This is a genomic window from Sphingobium phenoxybenzoativorans (genome assembly GCF_018286635.1).
GTDB classification, from domain to species: Bacteria; Pseudomonadota; Alphaproteobacteria; order Sphingomonadales; family Sphingomonadaceae; genus Sphingobium; species Sphingobium phenoxybenzoativorans.
Window position 1 is genome coordinate 2804200 of the sequence record NZ_CP073910.1, and the last position, 14295, is coordinate 2818494.

The 14295-nt window shown below is 63.3% G+C and carries 19 protein-coding genes and 1 tRNA gene; 14 read left to right on the plus strand and 6 right to left on the minus strand.

Annotated features, from left to right (window positions below):
* Positions 1–14: 14 nt before the first annotated feature.
* From clpX to KFK14_RS13860, 5 genes are all read right to left on the minus strand, one after another.
* The gene (gene clpX / locus KFK14_RS13840; RefSeq protein WP_070156464.1) at positions 15–1280 is read right to left on the minus strand and encodes an ATP-dependent Clp protease ATP-binding subunit ClpX; all 1266 of its coding nucleotides are present in this window, start codon (positions 1278–1280) and stop codon (positions 15–17) included.
* A gap of 135 nt (positions 1281–1415) precedes the next feature.
* Complete coding sequence (clpP, locus tag KFK14_RS13845; RefSeq protein ID WP_070156497.1) at positions 1416–2039, minus strand: ATP-dependent Clp endopeptidase proteolytic subunit ClpP; 624 nt, start codon at positions 2037–2039, stop codon at positions 1416–1418.
* Positions 2040–2147: 108 nt separating this feature from the next.
* A complete protein-coding gene (locus KFK14_RS13850; RefSeq protein WP_212608077.1) occupies positions 2148–3146 on the minus strand; it encodes a glycosyltransferase family 2 protein in 999 nt (332 codons plus the stop codon).
* 24 nt (positions 3147–3170) lie between these two features.
* On the minus strand, positions 3171–4769 hold the full coding sequence (tig, locus tag KFK14_RS13855) for a trigger factor (RefSeq protein ID WP_212608078.1): 1599 nt from the start codon (positions 4767–4769) through the stop codon (positions 3171–3173).
* Between the two features lie 74 nt (positions 4770–4843).
* Positions 4844–4928, minus strand: a tRNA-Leu gene (locus tag KFK14_RS13860).
* Between the two features lie 126 nt (positions 4929–5054).
* Between KFK14_RS13860 and KFK14_RS13865 the strand changes: the two genes are divergently transcribed.
* The 3 genes from KFK14_RS13865 (at position 5055) to KFK14_RS13875 (ending at position 5885) form a co-directional block, all read left to right on the plus strand.
* Positions 5055–5267: a hypothetical protein gene (locus KFK14_RS13865; protein WP_212608079.1), complete on the plus strand. Its 213-nt coding sequence runs from the start codon at positions 5055–5057 to the stop codon at positions 5265–5267.
* Positions 5268–5351: 84 nt separating this feature from the next.
* Entirely contained in the window at positions 5352–5537 is a 186-nt protein-coding gene (locus KFK14_RS13870; protein WP_070156460.1) for a hypothetical protein, read from the plus strand.
* A 30-nt stretch (positions 5538–5567) separates the two neighbouring features.
* A complete protein-coding gene (locus KFK14_RS13875) occupies positions 5568–5885 on the plus strand; it encodes a hypothetical protein (RefSeq protein ID WP_083276928.1) in 318 nt (105 codons plus the stop codon).
* Between the two features lie 134 nt (positions 5886–6019).
* Here the strand turns inward: KFK14_RS13875 and gatB are convergent, their stop codons facing one another.
* A complete protein-coding gene (gene gatB / locus KFK14_RS13880; RefSeq protein WP_070156458.1) occupies positions 6020–7522 on the minus strand; it encodes an Asp-tRNA(Asn)/Glu-tRNA(Gln) amidotransferase subunit GatB in 1503 nt (500 codons plus the stop codon).
* Positions 7523–7658: 136 nt separating this feature from the next.
* On the opposite strand from gatB, the gene KFK14_RS13885 reads away from it, so the two are divergent.
* The 11 genes from KFK14_RS13885 to KFK14_RS13935 all read left to right on the plus strand — a co-directional run bounded on the left by KFK14_RS13885 (position 7659) and on the right by KFK14_RS13935 (position 14244).
* The gene (locus KFK14_RS13885; protein WP_212608080.1) at positions 7659–8114 is read left to right on the plus strand and encodes an HPr kinase/phosphorylase; all 456 of its coding nucleotides are present in this window, start codon (positions 7659–7661) and stop codon (positions 8112–8114) included.
* Positions 8111–9040, plus strand: a complete 930-nt coding sequence (gene rapZ, locus KFK14_RS13890) for an RNase adapter RapZ (protein ID WP_070156456.1) — start codon at positions 8111–8113, stop codon at positions 9038–9040. Before KFK14_RS13885 ends, rapZ begins: the two co-directional genes overlap by 4 nt.
* 25 nt (positions 9041–9065) lie before the next feature.
* Positions 9066–9470, plus strand: coding sequence for a PTS sugar transporter subunit IIA (locus KFK14_RS13895; protein WP_070156455.1), 405 nt, complete (start codon positions 9066–9068; stop codon positions 9468–9470).
* Entirely contained in the window at positions 9467–9739 is a 273-nt protein-coding gene (locus tag KFK14_RS13900) for an HPr family phosphocarrier protein (RefSeq protein ID WP_070156454.1), read from the plus strand. The genes KFK14_RS13895 and KFK14_RS13900 overlap by 4 nt, the downstream gene beginning before the upstream one ends.
* 29 nt (positions 9740–9768) lie before the next feature.
* On the plus strand, positions 9769–10581 hold the full coding sequence (locus KFK14_RS13905) for a TrmH family RNA methyltransferase (protein ID WP_212608081.1): 813 nt from the start codon (positions 9769–9771) through the stop codon (positions 10579–10581).
* Positions 10578–11909, plus strand: coding sequence for an MFS transporter (locus KFK14_RS13910; protein ID WP_212608082.1), 1332 nt, complete (start codon positions 10578–10580; stop codon positions 11907–11909). Before KFK14_RS13905 ends, KFK14_RS13910 begins: the two co-directional genes overlap by 4 nt.
* Positions 11869–12192 carry a hypothetical protein gene (locus tag KFK14_RS13915; RefSeq protein WP_212608083.1) on the plus strand — a complete coding sequence of 108 codons (324 nt, stop codon included), beginning with the start codon at positions 11869–11871 and terminating at the stop codon, positions 12190–12192. The genes KFK14_RS13910 and KFK14_RS13915 overlap by 41 nt, the downstream gene beginning before the upstream one ends.
* A gap of 331 nt (positions 12193–12523) precedes the next feature.
* Complete coding sequence (locus tag KFK14_RS13920; RefSeq protein ID WP_212608084.1) at positions 12524–13303, plus strand: TSUP family transporter; 780 nt, start codon at positions 12524–12526, stop codon at positions 13301–13303.
* Positions 13304–13472: 169 nt separating this feature from the next.
* Positions 13473–13691 carry a hypothetical protein gene (locus KFK14_RS13925; protein WP_070156450.1) on the plus strand — a complete coding sequence of 73 codons (219 nt, stop codon included), beginning with the start codon at positions 13473–13475 and terminating at the stop codon, positions 13689–13691.
* Positions 13688–13921: a hypothetical protein gene (locus KFK14_RS13930; protein WP_070156449.1), complete on the plus strand. Its 234-nt coding sequence runs from the start codon at positions 13688–13690 to the stop codon at positions 13919–13921. Before KFK14_RS13925 ends, KFK14_RS13930 begins: the two co-directional genes overlap by 4 nt.
* 116 nt (positions 13922–14037) lie before the next feature.
* Positions 14038–14244, plus strand: coding sequence for a cold-shock protein (locus KFK14_RS13935; protein ID WP_070156448.1), 207 nt, complete (start codon positions 14038–14040; stop codon positions 14242–14244).
* The last annotated feature ends 51 nt before the right edge of the window (positions 14245–14295 follow it).

Here is a 14295-nt window from a genome sequence, read left to right on the forward strand (position 1 = left end):
AATTTTACGTGGGATCAGGCGGCGTCGCCGGCCTTGCGCTGTTCGCTGAATACGCGGACCGGTTCCTTGCGGCCCTCGACCACATCCTTGTCGATCACCACCTCGCCGACGCCTTGCATGGACGGCAGATCGAACATGGTATCCAGCAGGATCGATTCCATGATGGAACGCAGGCCACGCGCGCCGGTCTTGCGCTCGATCGCCTTCTTCGCAATCGCCACCAGGGCGTCGTCGGTGAAGGTCAGATCGACGCTCTCCATTTCGAACAGCTTGCGATACTGCTTCACCAGCGCATTCTTCGGTTCGCCCAGAATCTTGACCAGCGCAGTCACGTCCAGGTCCTCCAGCGTCGCGATGACCGGCAGACGGCCGACAAATTCCGGGATCAGGCCGAATTTCAGCAAGTCCTCAGGCTCCGACTGGCGAAGCAGTTCGCCGGTCCGGCGCTCCTCGGGAGCCGCCACATGGGCGCCGAAGCCGATCGACTTGGCTTCCAGACGGTCGCCGATGATCTTCTCCAGCCCAGCGAACGCGCCGCCGCAGATGAACAGGATGTTCGTCGTATCGACCTGCAGGAATTCCTGCTGCGGATGCTTGCGGCCGCCCTGCGGCGGAACGGAGGCCGTGGTGCCCTCCATCAGCTTCAGCAGCGCCTGTTGCACGCCTTCGCCCGACACGTCGCGCGTGATCGACGGATTCTCCGCCTTGCGGCTGATCTTGTCGATCTCGTCGATATAGACGATGCCGCGCTGCGCCTTCTCGACATTATAGTCGGACGCCTGCAGCAGCTTCAGGATGATGTTCTCCACATCCTCGCCGACATAGCCGGCTTCGGTCAGCGTCGTCGCATCAGCCATGGTGAAGGGCACGTCGAACGTCTTGGCGAGCGTCTGCGCCAGCAGCGTCTTGCCGCAGCCGGTCGGCCCCACGAGCAGGATGTTGGACTTGGCCAATTCGACCTCGCCCGCCTTAGTCCCGTGGTTCAGCCGCTTATAGTGGTTGTGGACCGCCACGGACAGGACGCGCTTCGCGCGGCTCTGGCCGATGACATAGTCGTCAAGGACGTCGCAAATCTCCTGCGGCGTGGGAACGCCGCCATCCTTCTTGCCGACGAGACCGCCCTTGGTCTCCTCGCGGATGATGTCGTTACACAGTTCCACGCATTCGTCGCAGATGAATACGGTCGGCCCCGCGATCAGCTTGCGCACCTCGTGCTGCGACTTGCCGCAGAACGAGCAGTAGAGCGTGCTCTTAGAATCGGAGCCGGTAAGCTTTGTCATTCCTTCAATCTTCCTCCCCGTGGCGGGGACGGAAATCCGCGCTCAGCCACGGGACATCTTGGTCCACGATCATCCTAGACCGTGGCGCATCGGTTTCACAAGGGCAGAAAATGATGCAACGGCGTAAAGATTTCCCTATTCCTGTGCCGTATCGGGCATTGCGGGACGCTGATCGAACACTTCGTCCACCAGTCCGAACGCCTTTGCCTCATCCGCTTCCAGGAAGGTGTCGCGGTCCATCGCCGCTTCAATCTTCTCAAGCGTCTGGCCGGTATATTTCACATACAGGTCGTTCATCCGGCGCTTAATACGCAGGATTTCCTTGGCCTGGATCTCGATATCGGACGCCATGCCCTGCGCGCCGCCGGAGGGCTGATGGATCATGATCCGGGCGTTGGAGAGCGCCACGCGCATGCCCGGCTCGCCGGCCGCCAGCAGGAAGCTGCCCATCGACGCGGCCTGACCGATGCAAACCGTGCCGACCTTGGGCCGGATATATTTCATCGTATCATGGATCGCCATGCCGGCCGTCACCACGCCGCCGGGCGAGTTGATATACATGTAGATGTCCTTCTTCGGATTTTCCGATTCGAGGAACAGCAACTGGGCGACGATCAGGGAGGCCATATGGTCCTCAACCTGTCCGGTCACGAAAATGATGCGCTCGCGCAGCAGGCGCGAGAAGATGTCGAAGCTGCGCTCGCCGCGGTTCGACTGCTCGATAACGATGGGAACCAGCGCAGACAGAGGGTCGGTCATACGGGAATCGAAATTATGGTCGTGCATGATGCTCTTTCAGACTTGCTTTTGCCCTGCCTTACATCGGCGCAATAGCGGGCCGGTTCAAGGGGGCAACGCGCCCGTAAGTCAGACGCCCGTCCCGGAACGGTCATCGGGCGCCCCGGAACGGCGATCCAGCTCAAAGTCGGCCGGCGCGCGGAATGTCAGATAGGCGAGCCGCCGGACCTCCCGGCGGCCGCGCACGACCGTATCGAGAATCAATCCGCACATCCCGTTCAGCACGGCGATGATCATGATGCCCGTGACCAGGATCGCGGTCGGAAAGCGGGGAACAAGGCCAGTCTGCAGCCATGTCCAGACCAGAGGCAGGGCAAGGATCGTTCCCGCCAGAGCAAAAACGCTACCGATCGCGCCGAAAAACCAGATTGGCCGCTCGACGCGGTAAAGCTGGACAATCGTCCGCAATATCCGCCAGCCGTCGCGATAGGTGCTGAGCTTGCTGACCGATCCCTCCGGCCGCGCGCTATATGCCGTCACCTGTTCGGACACCGGCATCGCCAGTTCCAGCGCATGAACGCTCATCTCCGTCTCGATCTCGAAGCCCACCGACAGGACGGGAAAGCTTTTCACGAAACGGCGCGAAAACACGCGGTAGCCGGAAAGAATATCGGTGAAGCTGCGCCCGAAAAGCTGCCGCAAAAGGCCCGTCAGCACCCGATTGCCCATCCGGTGTCCCCGGCGATAGGCGGCGTCCACCTCCGACTCGCGCGCGCCGACAACCATGTCGAAATTGTCGGCCAGCATGGCGGCGATCATGGAGGGCGCGGCGGCCGCCTCATAGGTCGCGTCGCCGTCCGCCATCACATAGATGTCGGCATCGACATCGGCGAACATCCGCCGGACGACATGGCCCTTGCCCTGCTGGCGGACCCGGCGGACGACGGCCCCCGCCTCGGCGGCCACGGCTTGACTGCCGTCGGTGCTGTTATTGTCGTAGACGAAGATCGTGGCGGTGGGCAGCGATGCCCTGAACGCATGCACTGTCTGCGCGATCGCCCCCGCCTCATTATAGCAGGGCAGGATCACGGCGATCCGCAGGCCGGGGGGAAGCAGTGTGCTCTCCATGCTCCGCCCCCGCCCTGCCGGACGTTATTCCGCTTTCGCGGCCGCCTTCTTCGGCGCAGCCTTTTTGGCCGGCTTTTCGGCGGCAGGCGCGTCCTCAGCCGTTTCGGCCTTCTTCGCGGCGGCCTTCTTGGGCGCAGCCTTCTTCTCGCCGCCTTCGGCTACTTCGTCGCTGGCCTCGGCCTTATCGGCCTTGTCGGCCTTCTTGGCTGCAGCCTTCTTCGCCTTGGGCTTCTCGTCATGGTCATGGTCGTGACCGCAGCCGGGGCCATGGACATGCGGCTTGGGCGAACCGTCATCCTCGGCCTCGATGGCGGCTTCCAGCTCCTCGCGGCTGACCGTGCGATCCGAAACTTCCGCCTTCTCGAACAGGAAGTCGACCACCTTGTCCTCGTACAGCGGCGCGCGCAACTGGGCGGCGGCCATCGGGTCCTGGCGGACATATTGGACGAAACGCTCGCGGTCCTGCGGCGAATATTGCTGAGCGGCCTGCATGATCAGGCGGTTCATTTCCTGCTGGCTGACCTCGACGCCATTGGCCTGACCGATCTCGGACAGGAGCAGGCCCAGACGGACGCGACGCACCGCGATGGCGCGATAGTCGTCCTTTTCCTTCTCCATCTCGGTCAGGGCGGCGGCAGGGTCCTCCTCATGCGAGGCTTCATGCTCAAGCTGCGCCCAGATCTGGCCGAACTCGGCCTCGACCATGCTCGGCGGCACGTCGAAGTCGTGGGCGGCGGCGAGCTGATCGAGCAGCTTGCGCTTCATATAGGTGCGGGTGAGGCCGTTATGCTCCTGCTCGATCTGCCCCTTGAGCAGCTCCTTCAGCTTGTCGAGACCCTCAAGGCCCAGCGACTTGGCGAAGTCCTCATCGACCTTGGGCTTGGACGAATCGAGGATCGATGTGACCTTGATGTCGAAGGTCGCGGCTTTGCCCTTCAGATTCTCGGCATTATAATCTACGGGGAAGGTCACATTGATGACCTTCTCGTCGCCGGTCTTTACGCCGACCAGTTGGTCCTCGAAGCCGGGAATCAGGCTGCCGGAGCCGATCTCGACCTTCATGCCCTCGCCGGTGCCGCCGTCAAACGCCACATCGTCGACCTTGCCGACGAAATCGATGACGACGGTGTCGCCGGTCTTGGCCTTGTGGCTGGCGGGCAGCGCGTCGAATGCGCCCTGCTGCTTGGCGATGCGCTCGGCGGCCTCGTCGATCGCGGCGTCGCCGACTTCCGCGGTCAGGCGCTCAAGCTTCAGGCCCTCGATGCTGGGCGCCGCGATTTCGGGCAGCACTTCCAGGGCGACCTTGATCTCGGCGTCCTTGCCGAACTCGAAACCTTCGTCCAGCTCGACCGAGGGCTGCATCGCGGGACGCAGCTTCTTCTCGGCGATCAGGCTCTGCACGCCTTCCTGGATCGAGCTGTTCAGCGCGTCGCGCTGCAGCGATTCACCGTGCATCTTCTTGACGAGGTTGGCCGGAACCTTGCCGGGGCGGAAGCCGGGCATCTTCACCTGCGGCGCGATGGTGGCTACTTCCTTCTCGACGCGCGCGTCGAGATCCTTGGCGGTGATCGTCAGGGTGTAGGCGCGCTTCAGGCCCTCATTCAACGTCTCGACAGTCTGCATCTTATCTCTCAAACGCTCTCTAAGCTGAATTCCGCTGGCTTCCCGTTTCTGGGCCGATTCAGGGCTGACGCCACTGGTGCGGGCGAAGGGACTCGAACCCCCACATCTTGCGATACCAGAACCTAAATCTGGCGCGTCTACCAGTTTCGCCACGCCCGCATCGGTCGCCGGTCGGCGCGTCCTAAGGGCATGATGGCCAAAAGGCAACATAATCCGTCGATCTGCTCCCGCTTTCAGGAACCCTCCCCCCGGTCAGCCGTATATCCGGCATCACAGGAGGCGTTCATGCAAGACAATATGAAGCCGGCCGGACTGGCCGCGATCAATCCTGTCCTGGCGTTCTGGACCTTGCCGCTCATCATGGCGCAAGGCTGGTGGACCATGGTTCTGGGCTTGTCGGCCCGCTCCGACCAGAAGGACCGCAATCCGAAGGGCACGAAGCAATTGCCCGTCCCGGTCGTCCATCAGGATGACAAGGATCGCGAACTGTTCGCCTGACTGCGAAATAAGGCCGGGCGTGGAACGTCCCCGCTCCGGAGGCGTAGGATCAGGGCATGGAATTACAAAGAAGGAGGTGAGCCTATGGCCACCCAACCCGAAGTGCCGCCGCCGGACACGATAGAGCCGCAATCGCCGCCGGAAACGCCGCCGATCGAGCGGCCGGAGGAAACCCCCTACCGGGAACCGCCCGAAATTCCGCCGGACGGGCCATCGCCCGACATAGATGAGCCGGGACGCGGACCGGATGAGATTCCGCCGCCCGATTGAAGATCACAAATTATGTTCAGGAGAAAAGCCATGAAATGCATGCTTTTTGCCGCGACCGCGATTTTCGCCGTCACCGCCATAACGCCCGCCGCCAACGCCCAGAATATCCGCGAACGGCAATGGCGGCAGCAGGAGCGGATCGAGCGCGGCTATCAGAATGGCGATATTACCGGGAAGGAATATCGCAAGCTGACCAAGCAGCAGCGCAAGATAGCGCGGCAGGCCCGGCATGACCGCCGCGACGGCTACGGCCTCAGCCGCAACGAGCGGGCAAGGATCGCGGCGAGGCAGGACGAGGCCAGCCGCGACATCCGCCGCCAGCGCCGTGACAATGACTATGACTATTGAGTGATTCCGGCAGCGGTTCAATGCCCGGCGTCAGCGTGCTCCTGCGCAGGCAGGAGCCCAGTTCAGAGCGTGGGACTGGGCTCCTGCCTGCGCAGGAGCACGCGCCACGTCTAGCGTTTTAGAGTCCGCTCGGCCTAGCCCAGCGCCTTCTTCAATATCTCGTTGACGACCTTGGGGTTGGCCTTGCCGCCCATCGCCTTCATCGTCTGGCCGACGAAGAAGCCGAACAGCGCTTCCTTACCGGCCTTATACTGCTCCACCTTGTCGGCGTTGTCGGCAATGACCTTCGCCGCCGCTTCCTCGATGGCGCCCGTATCGCTGGTCTGCTTCAGGCCCTTTTCCTCGACGATCTTGCCCGGCGCATCGCCCGTTTCCAGCATGATCTCGAACACCTGCTTGGCCAGCGTGCCGGACAGGGTGCCATCGGCGACCAAGGCAAGCAGCTCAGCGCCCTGTTCCGGGCTGACGGGACTGGTGTCCAGATCCTTGCCCAGACGGTTCAGCGCCCCGAACAGTTCGGAGAGCAGCCAGTTGGCAGCCGCCTTCGCGACCTCTCCCTCGCCCTTCTTCTGGACGCGGGCGCTTTCGGCCAGCAACATCTCGAACCAGCGCGCAGTCTCCGCCTCGGCGGTCAGGACTGCGGCGTTATAGGCGGAAAGGCCCAGCGCCTGCTCATAGCGCGCACGCTTGGCGTCCGGCAGTTCCGGCAGAGAGGCGCGGCATTCCTCAAGGAACGCATCGTCCAGTTCCAGCGGCAGCAGGTCCGGGTCCGGGAAATAGCGATAATCGTGCGCATCTTCCTTCGACCGCATGGAGCGGGTCTCGTTCCGGTCGGGGTCGTAGAGCCGGGTTTCCTGGACGATCTTTCCGCCACCCTCCAGCACGTCGACCTGCCGGTTCGCCTCATGCTCGACCACGGCCATCACGAAGCGCACGGAATTGACGTTCTTCGTCTCCGTCCGCGTGCCGAATGCCTCGCCCGGCCTGCGGACCGAGACATTGACGTCGGCGCGCATGGAGCCTTCCTCCATATTGCCGTCGCACGACCCCACATAGCGCAGGATCGTGCGGAGCTTGCGCAGATAGGCCCCCGCCTCGGCGGGCGAACGCATGTCGGGGCGGCTGACAATCTCCATCAGCGCCACGCCGGAGCGGTTGAGATCGACATAGCTGCGCGTCGGATGCTGGTCATGCATCAGCTTGCCGGCGTCCTGCTCGACATGGATGCGCTCAATGCCGATTCGCTTGGTCGCGCTGGCCGGGTCCTTCTCGTCCAGCGTCACCTCGATCGCGCCTTCGCCGACGATCGGATGGTAGAGCTGGCTGATCTGGTAGCCCTGCGGAAGATCGGCGTAGAAGTAGTTCTTCCGGTCGAACCGCGAATATTTGTTGATCTGCGCGTCGATCGCCATGCCGGTGCGGACCGCCTGGCGGATGCACTCGCGGTTGGGGACGGGCAGCATGCCGGGCATGGCCGCGTCCACCAGGCTGACCTGGCTGTTGGGTTCCGCGCCGAACGCTGTCGACGCGCCCGAAAAAAGCTTGGCCTGCGATGTGACCTGGGCATGGACCTCCAGGCCGATCACGACCTCCCAATCACCCGTGGCGCCCTGGATACGATATGCTGTTTCCGTCATGCCAGAGCCGATAGGCGGGAAAGCAGCGGCAGGCAAGACGAGTCCAGGGATAGGACGAAGGTCTGCCGCTTACCGCATTTGCCGGATTCCCTTGGACCGCAAGGCGGTCTAGAGCATATCGCCTGGAGACTGCCCTGTGGCGACGCTTTCATCCGAGACGCTTCACGCAACCACCGTGGCCATAGCCGGGCGGGCCGTCATGCTGTGCGGCGTCAGCGGGAGCGGCAAGTCGGACCTCGCCCTGCGCCTCATCGATCGCGGCGCTTCCCTCGTCAGCGACGATTATACCCTCGCGACACGGATCGGCCGGGGGGCGTCGGCGCATCTGGCGGTCTCCCCGCCCCGGAATATCGCGGGCAAGATGGAGATCCGCGGCATAGGCATCGTCGACGTGCCGCATCTGGCCGATATGCCGGTCGCCCTGATCGTCGACCTTTTCGATATTGTCGACCGCATGCCGGAGAAGCCATTGACCCGCCGGATTGCGGGCGTAGACGTGCCGGTCATGAAAATCGCGCCTCATGAGCCTTCGGCCCCCATCAAGGTGGAATATGCCCTGCGCGCCTTCGGACTGGACCTCGCCGGGCGATGACCGATCAGCCGCGCAAGACGATCCTGCTGGTGTCGGGCCTGTCGGGCGCGGGCAAGACGACCGCGCTCAAGACGCTGGAGGATATCGGGTGGGAAGTCGCCGACAATCTGCCCCTCCTGCTGCTCGACCGCCTGCTCGACATGCCCTTGCCAAAGGACGCGCAGGAGCGGCCCCTTGCTCTTGGAATCGACGCCCGCACCCGCGGCTTCGACGCCGCCGCCATTGTGCGCCGCATCAAGACTTTGCGGGAGGATCACGGACTGGACGTCGAGACATTATTTCTCGACTGTTCGGGGTCGGAGCTGGAGCGGCGCTTTTCCGAAACCCGCCGCCGCCATCCGCTTGCCGTGGACCGTCCGGCCACCGACGGCATTGCGCGGGACCGCGAACTGACCGAGCCGCTTCGCCGCTGGGCCACCCATGTCATCGACACGACGACATTCAACAGCAATGGCCTGCAACAGGAAATCCGCGCGCGCTTCAGCCTCGACAAGCTGTCGGAGCCTGTGCTGACCGTCATTTCCTTCGGCTTTTCCCGCGGATTGCCGCGCAATGCGGACCTGGTGTTCGACATGCGCTTCCTGCGCAATCCGCATTGGGTGCCCGATCTGCGGCCGAAAACCGGGCGCGACCCGGACGTCGCCGCCTACATTGCGGGCGACCCCGCCTATGAGGCTGCCGTCGGACAGATCGAGCAACTGCTGCTCACCCTCCTCCCCCGCTATGCGGGAGAGGGAAAGGCCTATGTAACCGTCGCATTCGGGTGTACCGGCGGGAGACATCGGTCCGTGCATGTCGCGGAACGGGTGGCGGCAGCCTTGCGCCGGGAAGGATTTTCGCCCACGGTCTCGCACCGCAACATGGAATCAGCGCCCCAGGACGCCCTGGAGAAGCGCCGCGCAGGGGGTCCGGAACCAAAGCTATGACGCAGCATATAGGGCATATTCTCCCATGATCGGGCTGGTTCTTGTTACGCATGGGCGGCTGGCGGCGGAGTTCGTTGTCGCGATGGAGCATGTGGTCGGTCCTCAACAGGCGATCGAGACCATCTGCATCGGTCCCGATGACGATATGGAGCTGCGCCGGGCGGACATCGCCGCCGCCGTGGACAAGGTGAATGACGGCTCCGGCGTCATCCTGCTGACCGACCTGTTCGGCGGCACGCCCTCCAACCTCGCCATCTCCCTGCTCAAGACCGGCGAGATAGAGGTGATTGCGGGCATCAATCTGCCCATGCTCATCCGCCTGGAAAGCGCCCGCAAGGCGATGGATGTGCGCAAGGCGGTTGCAGCGGCGCGCGAAGCAGGGCAGAAATATATCAGCGTCGCATCGGAACTGCTGGGTAACACTCCATGACCGATCTCCGCCGGGAGGTTTTGATCAGTAACAAGCGTGGGCTCCACGCACGGGCAAGCGCCAAGTTCGTCACGCTGGCGAGCGGCCTGCCGTCGCAAATCGTCGTCGCCAAGGACGGATCGGAAGTGACCGGCACCTCCATCATGGGCCTGATGATGCTGGGCGCCGCCATGGGCGACAGCATCACGATCATGGCGACAGGCCCGGATGCCGAAGAATCGCTTGGAAAGCTGGTCACATTGGTCGAGGACAAGTTCGGGGAGGAGTAATCCCCGCCGCCATTCTGGAAGGCCGATCAGTGTCACGCGAAATTACCGGCTTCTCCAATCCGCTGGTCAAGCGCGTCCGCTCGCTCCGGGAAAAGAAGCATCGCAAGCGCGAGGGACTGTTCCTGGCTGAGGGGCTGCGCATCCTGACCGAAGCGCGCGAGGAAGGCGTGCTCCCGGAAATGCTGTTCCACGCCGGATCGCCGCACCCGCTGGCGCGTGAGCTGATCGCGGCGATGGAAGCGGCGGGCGGCGACGTCATCGAAACGACGGCCGACATATTGTCCAAGATTTCCGGCAAGGATAATCCGCAAGCGCTGGTCGGCGTCTATCGCGACCGGCTGACGCCGCTGGAGGCGCTGGACCGGAGCAGCGCAGACATCTGGATCGTTGCGCAGTCGCTGCGCGATCCCGGCAATCTGGGCACCATCCTGCGTACGGGCGACGCCGTGGGCGCGGGCGGCCTGATCCTTGTCGACGATTGCGTCGACCCCTTTTCCGTGGAGGCGGTGCGGGCCAGCATGGGCGCATTGTTCACCCAGACGATCTCGACCGCGCGCTGGGAGGATTTCATCGCCTGGCTGCGGCAGGGGCCGGGGCAGCTTGTCGGCACCAGCCTCAACACGACGTCCCATTACCGGGCGGCGCGTTATGCCAGCCCCACCTTCCTGCTGGTCGGCAATGAGGCGCAGGGCCTGCCCGAATCCTATGAAGCGGAATGCGACTTGCTCGTCAAAATGCCGATGCTGGGCAAGGCGGACAGCCTGAATGTGGCGGTGGCGACGGCCGTGATGGCCTATGAGATATTGAACCAGAACCAGGACCGGAAAGGATCGGCCCAATGAGCGACGGCATGGGCGCGATGCTCCGGAACAAGCGGGTGCTGATTGCCAGCCTGACCGGCACCTCGGTCGAATTTTACGATTTCTATATCTACGCCACGGCCGCCAGTCTGGTGTTCGGCCCGCTTTTCTTCGCCGCCGCCCCGCCCGCGACCCAGCTTCTCTTTTCCTACGCCAGCCTCGCCCTCGCCTTCTTCGCCCGGCCCCTGGGCGCTGCGGTGTTCGGCCATTATGGCGATCGCATCGGCCGCAAATCCACGCTGGTCGCATCCCTGATGCTGATGGGCGGATCGACCCTCGCCATCGCCTTCCTGCCGACATACCAGTCGATCGGCTGGTGGGCGCCGCTCATCCTGTGCATCCTGCGTTTCGGACAGGGTTTCGGCCTCGGCGGGGAATGGGGCGGCGCAGCGCTGCTCGCGGTGGAGAATGCGCCGCCGGGCTGGCGCGGCCGGTTCGGCATGTTCCCGCAACTGGGCGCGCCTGTCGGCTTCATCGCCGCGAACGGCATGTTCCTGCTGCTCGGCGCGATGCTGACGGAGGAGCAATTTATAAGCTGGGGATGGCGCCTGCCGTTTCTCGCCAGCGCGATCCTGGTCGGCCTTGGCCTGTGGATCCGGCTCAAACTGACGGAAACGCCGGAATTTTCCGCGGCGATGGCGGAGGCGCCTCCCTCGCATCTGCCGCTCGCCGACCTGCTGCGCGATCATCTGCGGCCCGCCATTGCAGGCACCTTCGCCGTGGTCGCCTGCTTCGCCATCTTCTACATCGCGACGGCCTTTGCGCTGGGATATGGCACCGCAACGCTGAAGATCGACCGTGAAGTCTTTCTGGGCGTCCAGCTTGGCGCGATCCTGTTCATGGCGGTGGGGATCATCCTGTCGGGATGGTGGTCGGACATCTTCACGCCGCGCGGCGTGCTGATCGCCGGATGTCTCGGCACGGTCCCGATGGGGGCGATCTTCGGATTGGCGATGGGCAGCGGATCGCTGCTTGCGATCTTCCTGATCCTTGCGCTGGCGCTGTTCCTGATGGGACTGGTCTATGGCCCGCTCGGCGCTTTCCTGCCTGCGCTTTTCCCAACGCAATTGCGCTATACAGGCGCATCTTTCGCCTTCAATCTGGGCGGCATTATCGGCGGCGCGCTCGCGCCTATCGTGGCGCAGCAGCTTGTGACGTTGAAACTGGGCAGTTTCGTCGGGCTGTATATGTCGGTCGCGGCGGTCATCAGCCTGGCCGCATTGTGGAGGCCCGGCGGACCTAAGGTCGCGCGGGAACGGGAAACGGGGGTTGAACAGCATGACGCCGCAGGAGCGGGAAGCCTTTTATGACCGGGAAATCGCCCCGGCCCTTTTGAGCCTCAGCCGCCGCTGCGCTCAACATGGCATATCCTTCATGGCGCTGGCGGAATGGGCGCCGGGATCGGTTGGCCGCACAGTGAACATGGCGCCCGGCCATAGCGACACCCTTCCCCTCGCCAACAAGGCGGTCGCCGTCAGCGGCAATACCGACGCCATGATCCATGCGCTGATAAAGGAGGGAAAGAAGGATGGGCACTCGTCCATCTATCTTTTTGAGCTGGGCGTGCCGTTCGAGGGCATGGCGGGCGACTGAGCCAGAGACGCCCCAAGGCGCGCTTCAACGCATCCTTCAAAAGTCCAACAAAGGCGAAGGTTCCAACAAATCCTATTTTTGCGCGGCCTGCGCAATCCATTGAAATACTTGAACTAATCAGACCGGCAAATTGCGCAAAATACCGAACACCCTCGCCTTTGTTGGGGTTTTTTCGCGCCTTATTTTCCAACGGCTTTCCCCATCCGGGCAATCACAGGGCGGATCGGATTTCCAGCCGGACAGGATCGCCTGACGGCCCGGATATTGCGGAAAAAGCAATATCAGAACGGGTTTTGCTTCGACCCGGGGGAAACCCGCTCTAGGGGGGCTTATGGACTATGGATTGGACATCATCGCACTGCTGGCCGGCGTGGCCTTTATCGCGGGTTTCATCGACGCGCTTGCGGGCGGCGGCGGACTGCTGACCATCCCGGCATTGATGGCCGCAGGCGTCTCTCCGGTCTCGGCGATCGCCACCAACAAGCTTCAGGGCACGTTCGGCACAGGTTCCGCCTTCCTCGCCTTTGCGCGCAAGGGGCATATTGATTTTCAACGGTTCCGCTGGCCCGCCATTGGCGCGATGATCGGCGCGGGGGCCGGTTCCTATGTCCTGCAACTGATCGATTCAGGGTTTCTGGCGGGCTTCATCCCCGTCCTGCTGATCGCGATGGCGATCTATTTCCTCGCCGCGCCGGACATGAGCGATGTGGATCGCCACAGCCGCGTCGGCATGGCGGGGCTGTTCGCCATCGTCGCGACGATCGGCTTTTATGACGGCTTTTTCGGTCCCGGCACCGGCTCCTTCTTCACCACCGCGCTGGTGGCGCTGGGCGGCCTGGGCCTCGTCCGGGCGATCGCCCACACCAAATTCCTGAACTTCTGCACCAACATGATGAGCCTTCTCGTCATGATAGCAGGAGGCAAGGTGGTCTGGATCATCGGATTGCCGATGGCGCTCGCCAGCATATTGGGCAATCAGGCCGGCGCACACACCGCCATGCGCTTCGGCGGCAAGGGCGTGCGTCCGGTGCTGGTGGTGATGTCGCTCGCCCTGACGGTCAAGCTGCTGTCCGACCCCGCCAACCCGCTCCGCATGATGCTGCATTTCTAGCCCTGAGAGCGGGGCCTTATCGCGTTTTCTACACCTATTGCGCGTTAAAAACGGCGACAAACCGCCCACCCTGTGCTATCCCACGCCCATCGCGCGAAAATCGCCCGCAAGCGTTCGCCGTGACAGAGAGACTAATCGCGCTCCCGCTTGCCTATCAGGAGCGCTTCTCATGGAAGACCTCAATTATCTCCTCCACCGTGAACAGGTGGAAATCCTTCTTGCGAGGGAAACGACAAACGCATCGGCGAAGGCGGCCCATGACACGCTTGCCAGGGCCTATGCCCGCCGGATCGACCAGCACCGGCTTTCCTATCGGACCCCGCAGAATGATGGTTCGAAAAGTTTCGATCCCGGCCGTTTCGGCGCGCCAAAGGCGGCAATCGCTTGAGCCGCGCAATCAACCTGGATGCGCCAATCCAGTCGGTCGAGGCGATGTGCGCCAAACACAGCATCGATATTTCGGCCATTGAACCGCTGCCATCGGGCGGCACGCGCGTCGTGCTGCGCACCAGCGATGGCGCAGCAGACCTCCGCCGGCGGATGAGCGGCAAGGTGCTGGAAGGCCGTGTGGTCCGCTCTGGTCTCTACATGGCCCGGCCGCCGCTCCCTGCAAAATAGGCATTCACGCGCACTGGCGAGGGCCGGACGGCGCGCGTGCATTATCGAAATCCGGCCCTGTATCAGCGCAGATCTCCGCCCCGCGGGCAGACTGCGGTCCACCAAAGGAAATACCCATGCCGATTGGCACAGTTAAGTTTTTCAACGCCGACAAGGGCTATGGCTTTATCGCGCCGGAAGATGGCGGCGCAGATGCCTTCGTCCATATCACGGCGGTCGAGAAGGCCGGTCTGCGTACGCTGACCAATGATCAGCGCGTGTCCTATGACCTTGAACCCGACAAGCGCGGCAAGCAGGCTGCGGTCAATATCCAGCCGGCCTGACGGTCCGTTGACCGGGGCGCCGCAGCTTTCCGCTGCCGGCGCCCCGGAGCA

Coding starts and splice junctions, on each gene's coding strand:
- KFK14_RS13910 (WP_212608082.1), top strand. CDS start 10,578: ATGAGCGACGGCATGGGCGCGATGCTCCGGAACAAGCGGGTGCTGATT.
- KFK14_RS13870 (WP_070156460.1), top strand. CDS start 5,352: ATGGCCACCCAACCCGAAGTGCCGCCGCCGGACACGATAGAGCCGCAA.
- tig (WP_212608078.1), bottom strand. CDS start 4,769: ATGCAGACTGTCGAGACGTTGAATGAGGGCCTGAAGCGCGCCTACACC.
- KFK14_RS13895 (WP_070156455.1), top strand. CDS start 9,066: ATGATCGGGCTGGTTCTTGTTACGCATGGGCGGCTGGCGGCGGAGTTC.
- clpX (WP_070156464.1), bottom strand. CDS start 1,280: ATGACAAAGCTTACCGGCTCCGATTCTAAGAGCACGCTCTACTGCTCG.
- KFK14_RS13900 (WP_070156454.1), top strand. CDS start 9,467: ATGACCGATCTCCGCCGGGAGGTTTTGATCAGTAACAAGCGTGGGCTC.
- KFK14_RS13935 (WP_070156448.1), top strand. CDS start 14,038: ATGCCGATTGGCACAGTTAAGTTTTTCAACGCCGACAAGGGCTATGGC.
- KFK14_RS13920 (WP_212608084.1), top strand. CDS start 12,524: ATGGACTATGGATTGGACATCATCGCACTGCTGGCCGGCGTGGCCTTT.
- gatB (WP_070156458.1), bottom strand. CDS start 7,522: ATGACGGAAACAGCATATCGTATCCAGGGCGCCACGGGTGATTGGGAG.
- clpP (WP_070156497.1), bottom strand. CDS start 2,039: ATGACCGACCCTCTGTCTGCGCTGGTTCCCATCGTTATCGAGCAGTCG.
- KFK14_RS13865 (WP_212608079.1), top strand. CDS start 5,055: ATGCAAGACAATATGAAGCCGGCCGGACTGGCCGCGATCAATCCTGTC.
- KFK14_RS13875 (WP_083276928.1), top strand. CDS start 5,568: ATGAAATGCATGCTTTTTGCCGCGACCGCGATTTTCGCCGTCACCGCC.
- KFK14_RS13850 (WP_212608077.1), bottom strand. CDS start 3,146: ATGGAGAGCACACTGCTTCCCCCCGGCCTGCGGATCGCCGTGATCCTG.
- KFK14_RS13925 (WP_070156450.1), top strand. CDS start 13,473: ATGGAAGACCTCAATTATCTCCTCCACCGTGAACAGGTGGAAATCCTT.
- rapZ (WP_070156456.1), top strand. CDS start 8,111: ATGACCGATCAGCCGCGCAAGACGATCCTGCTGGTGTCGGGCCTGTCG.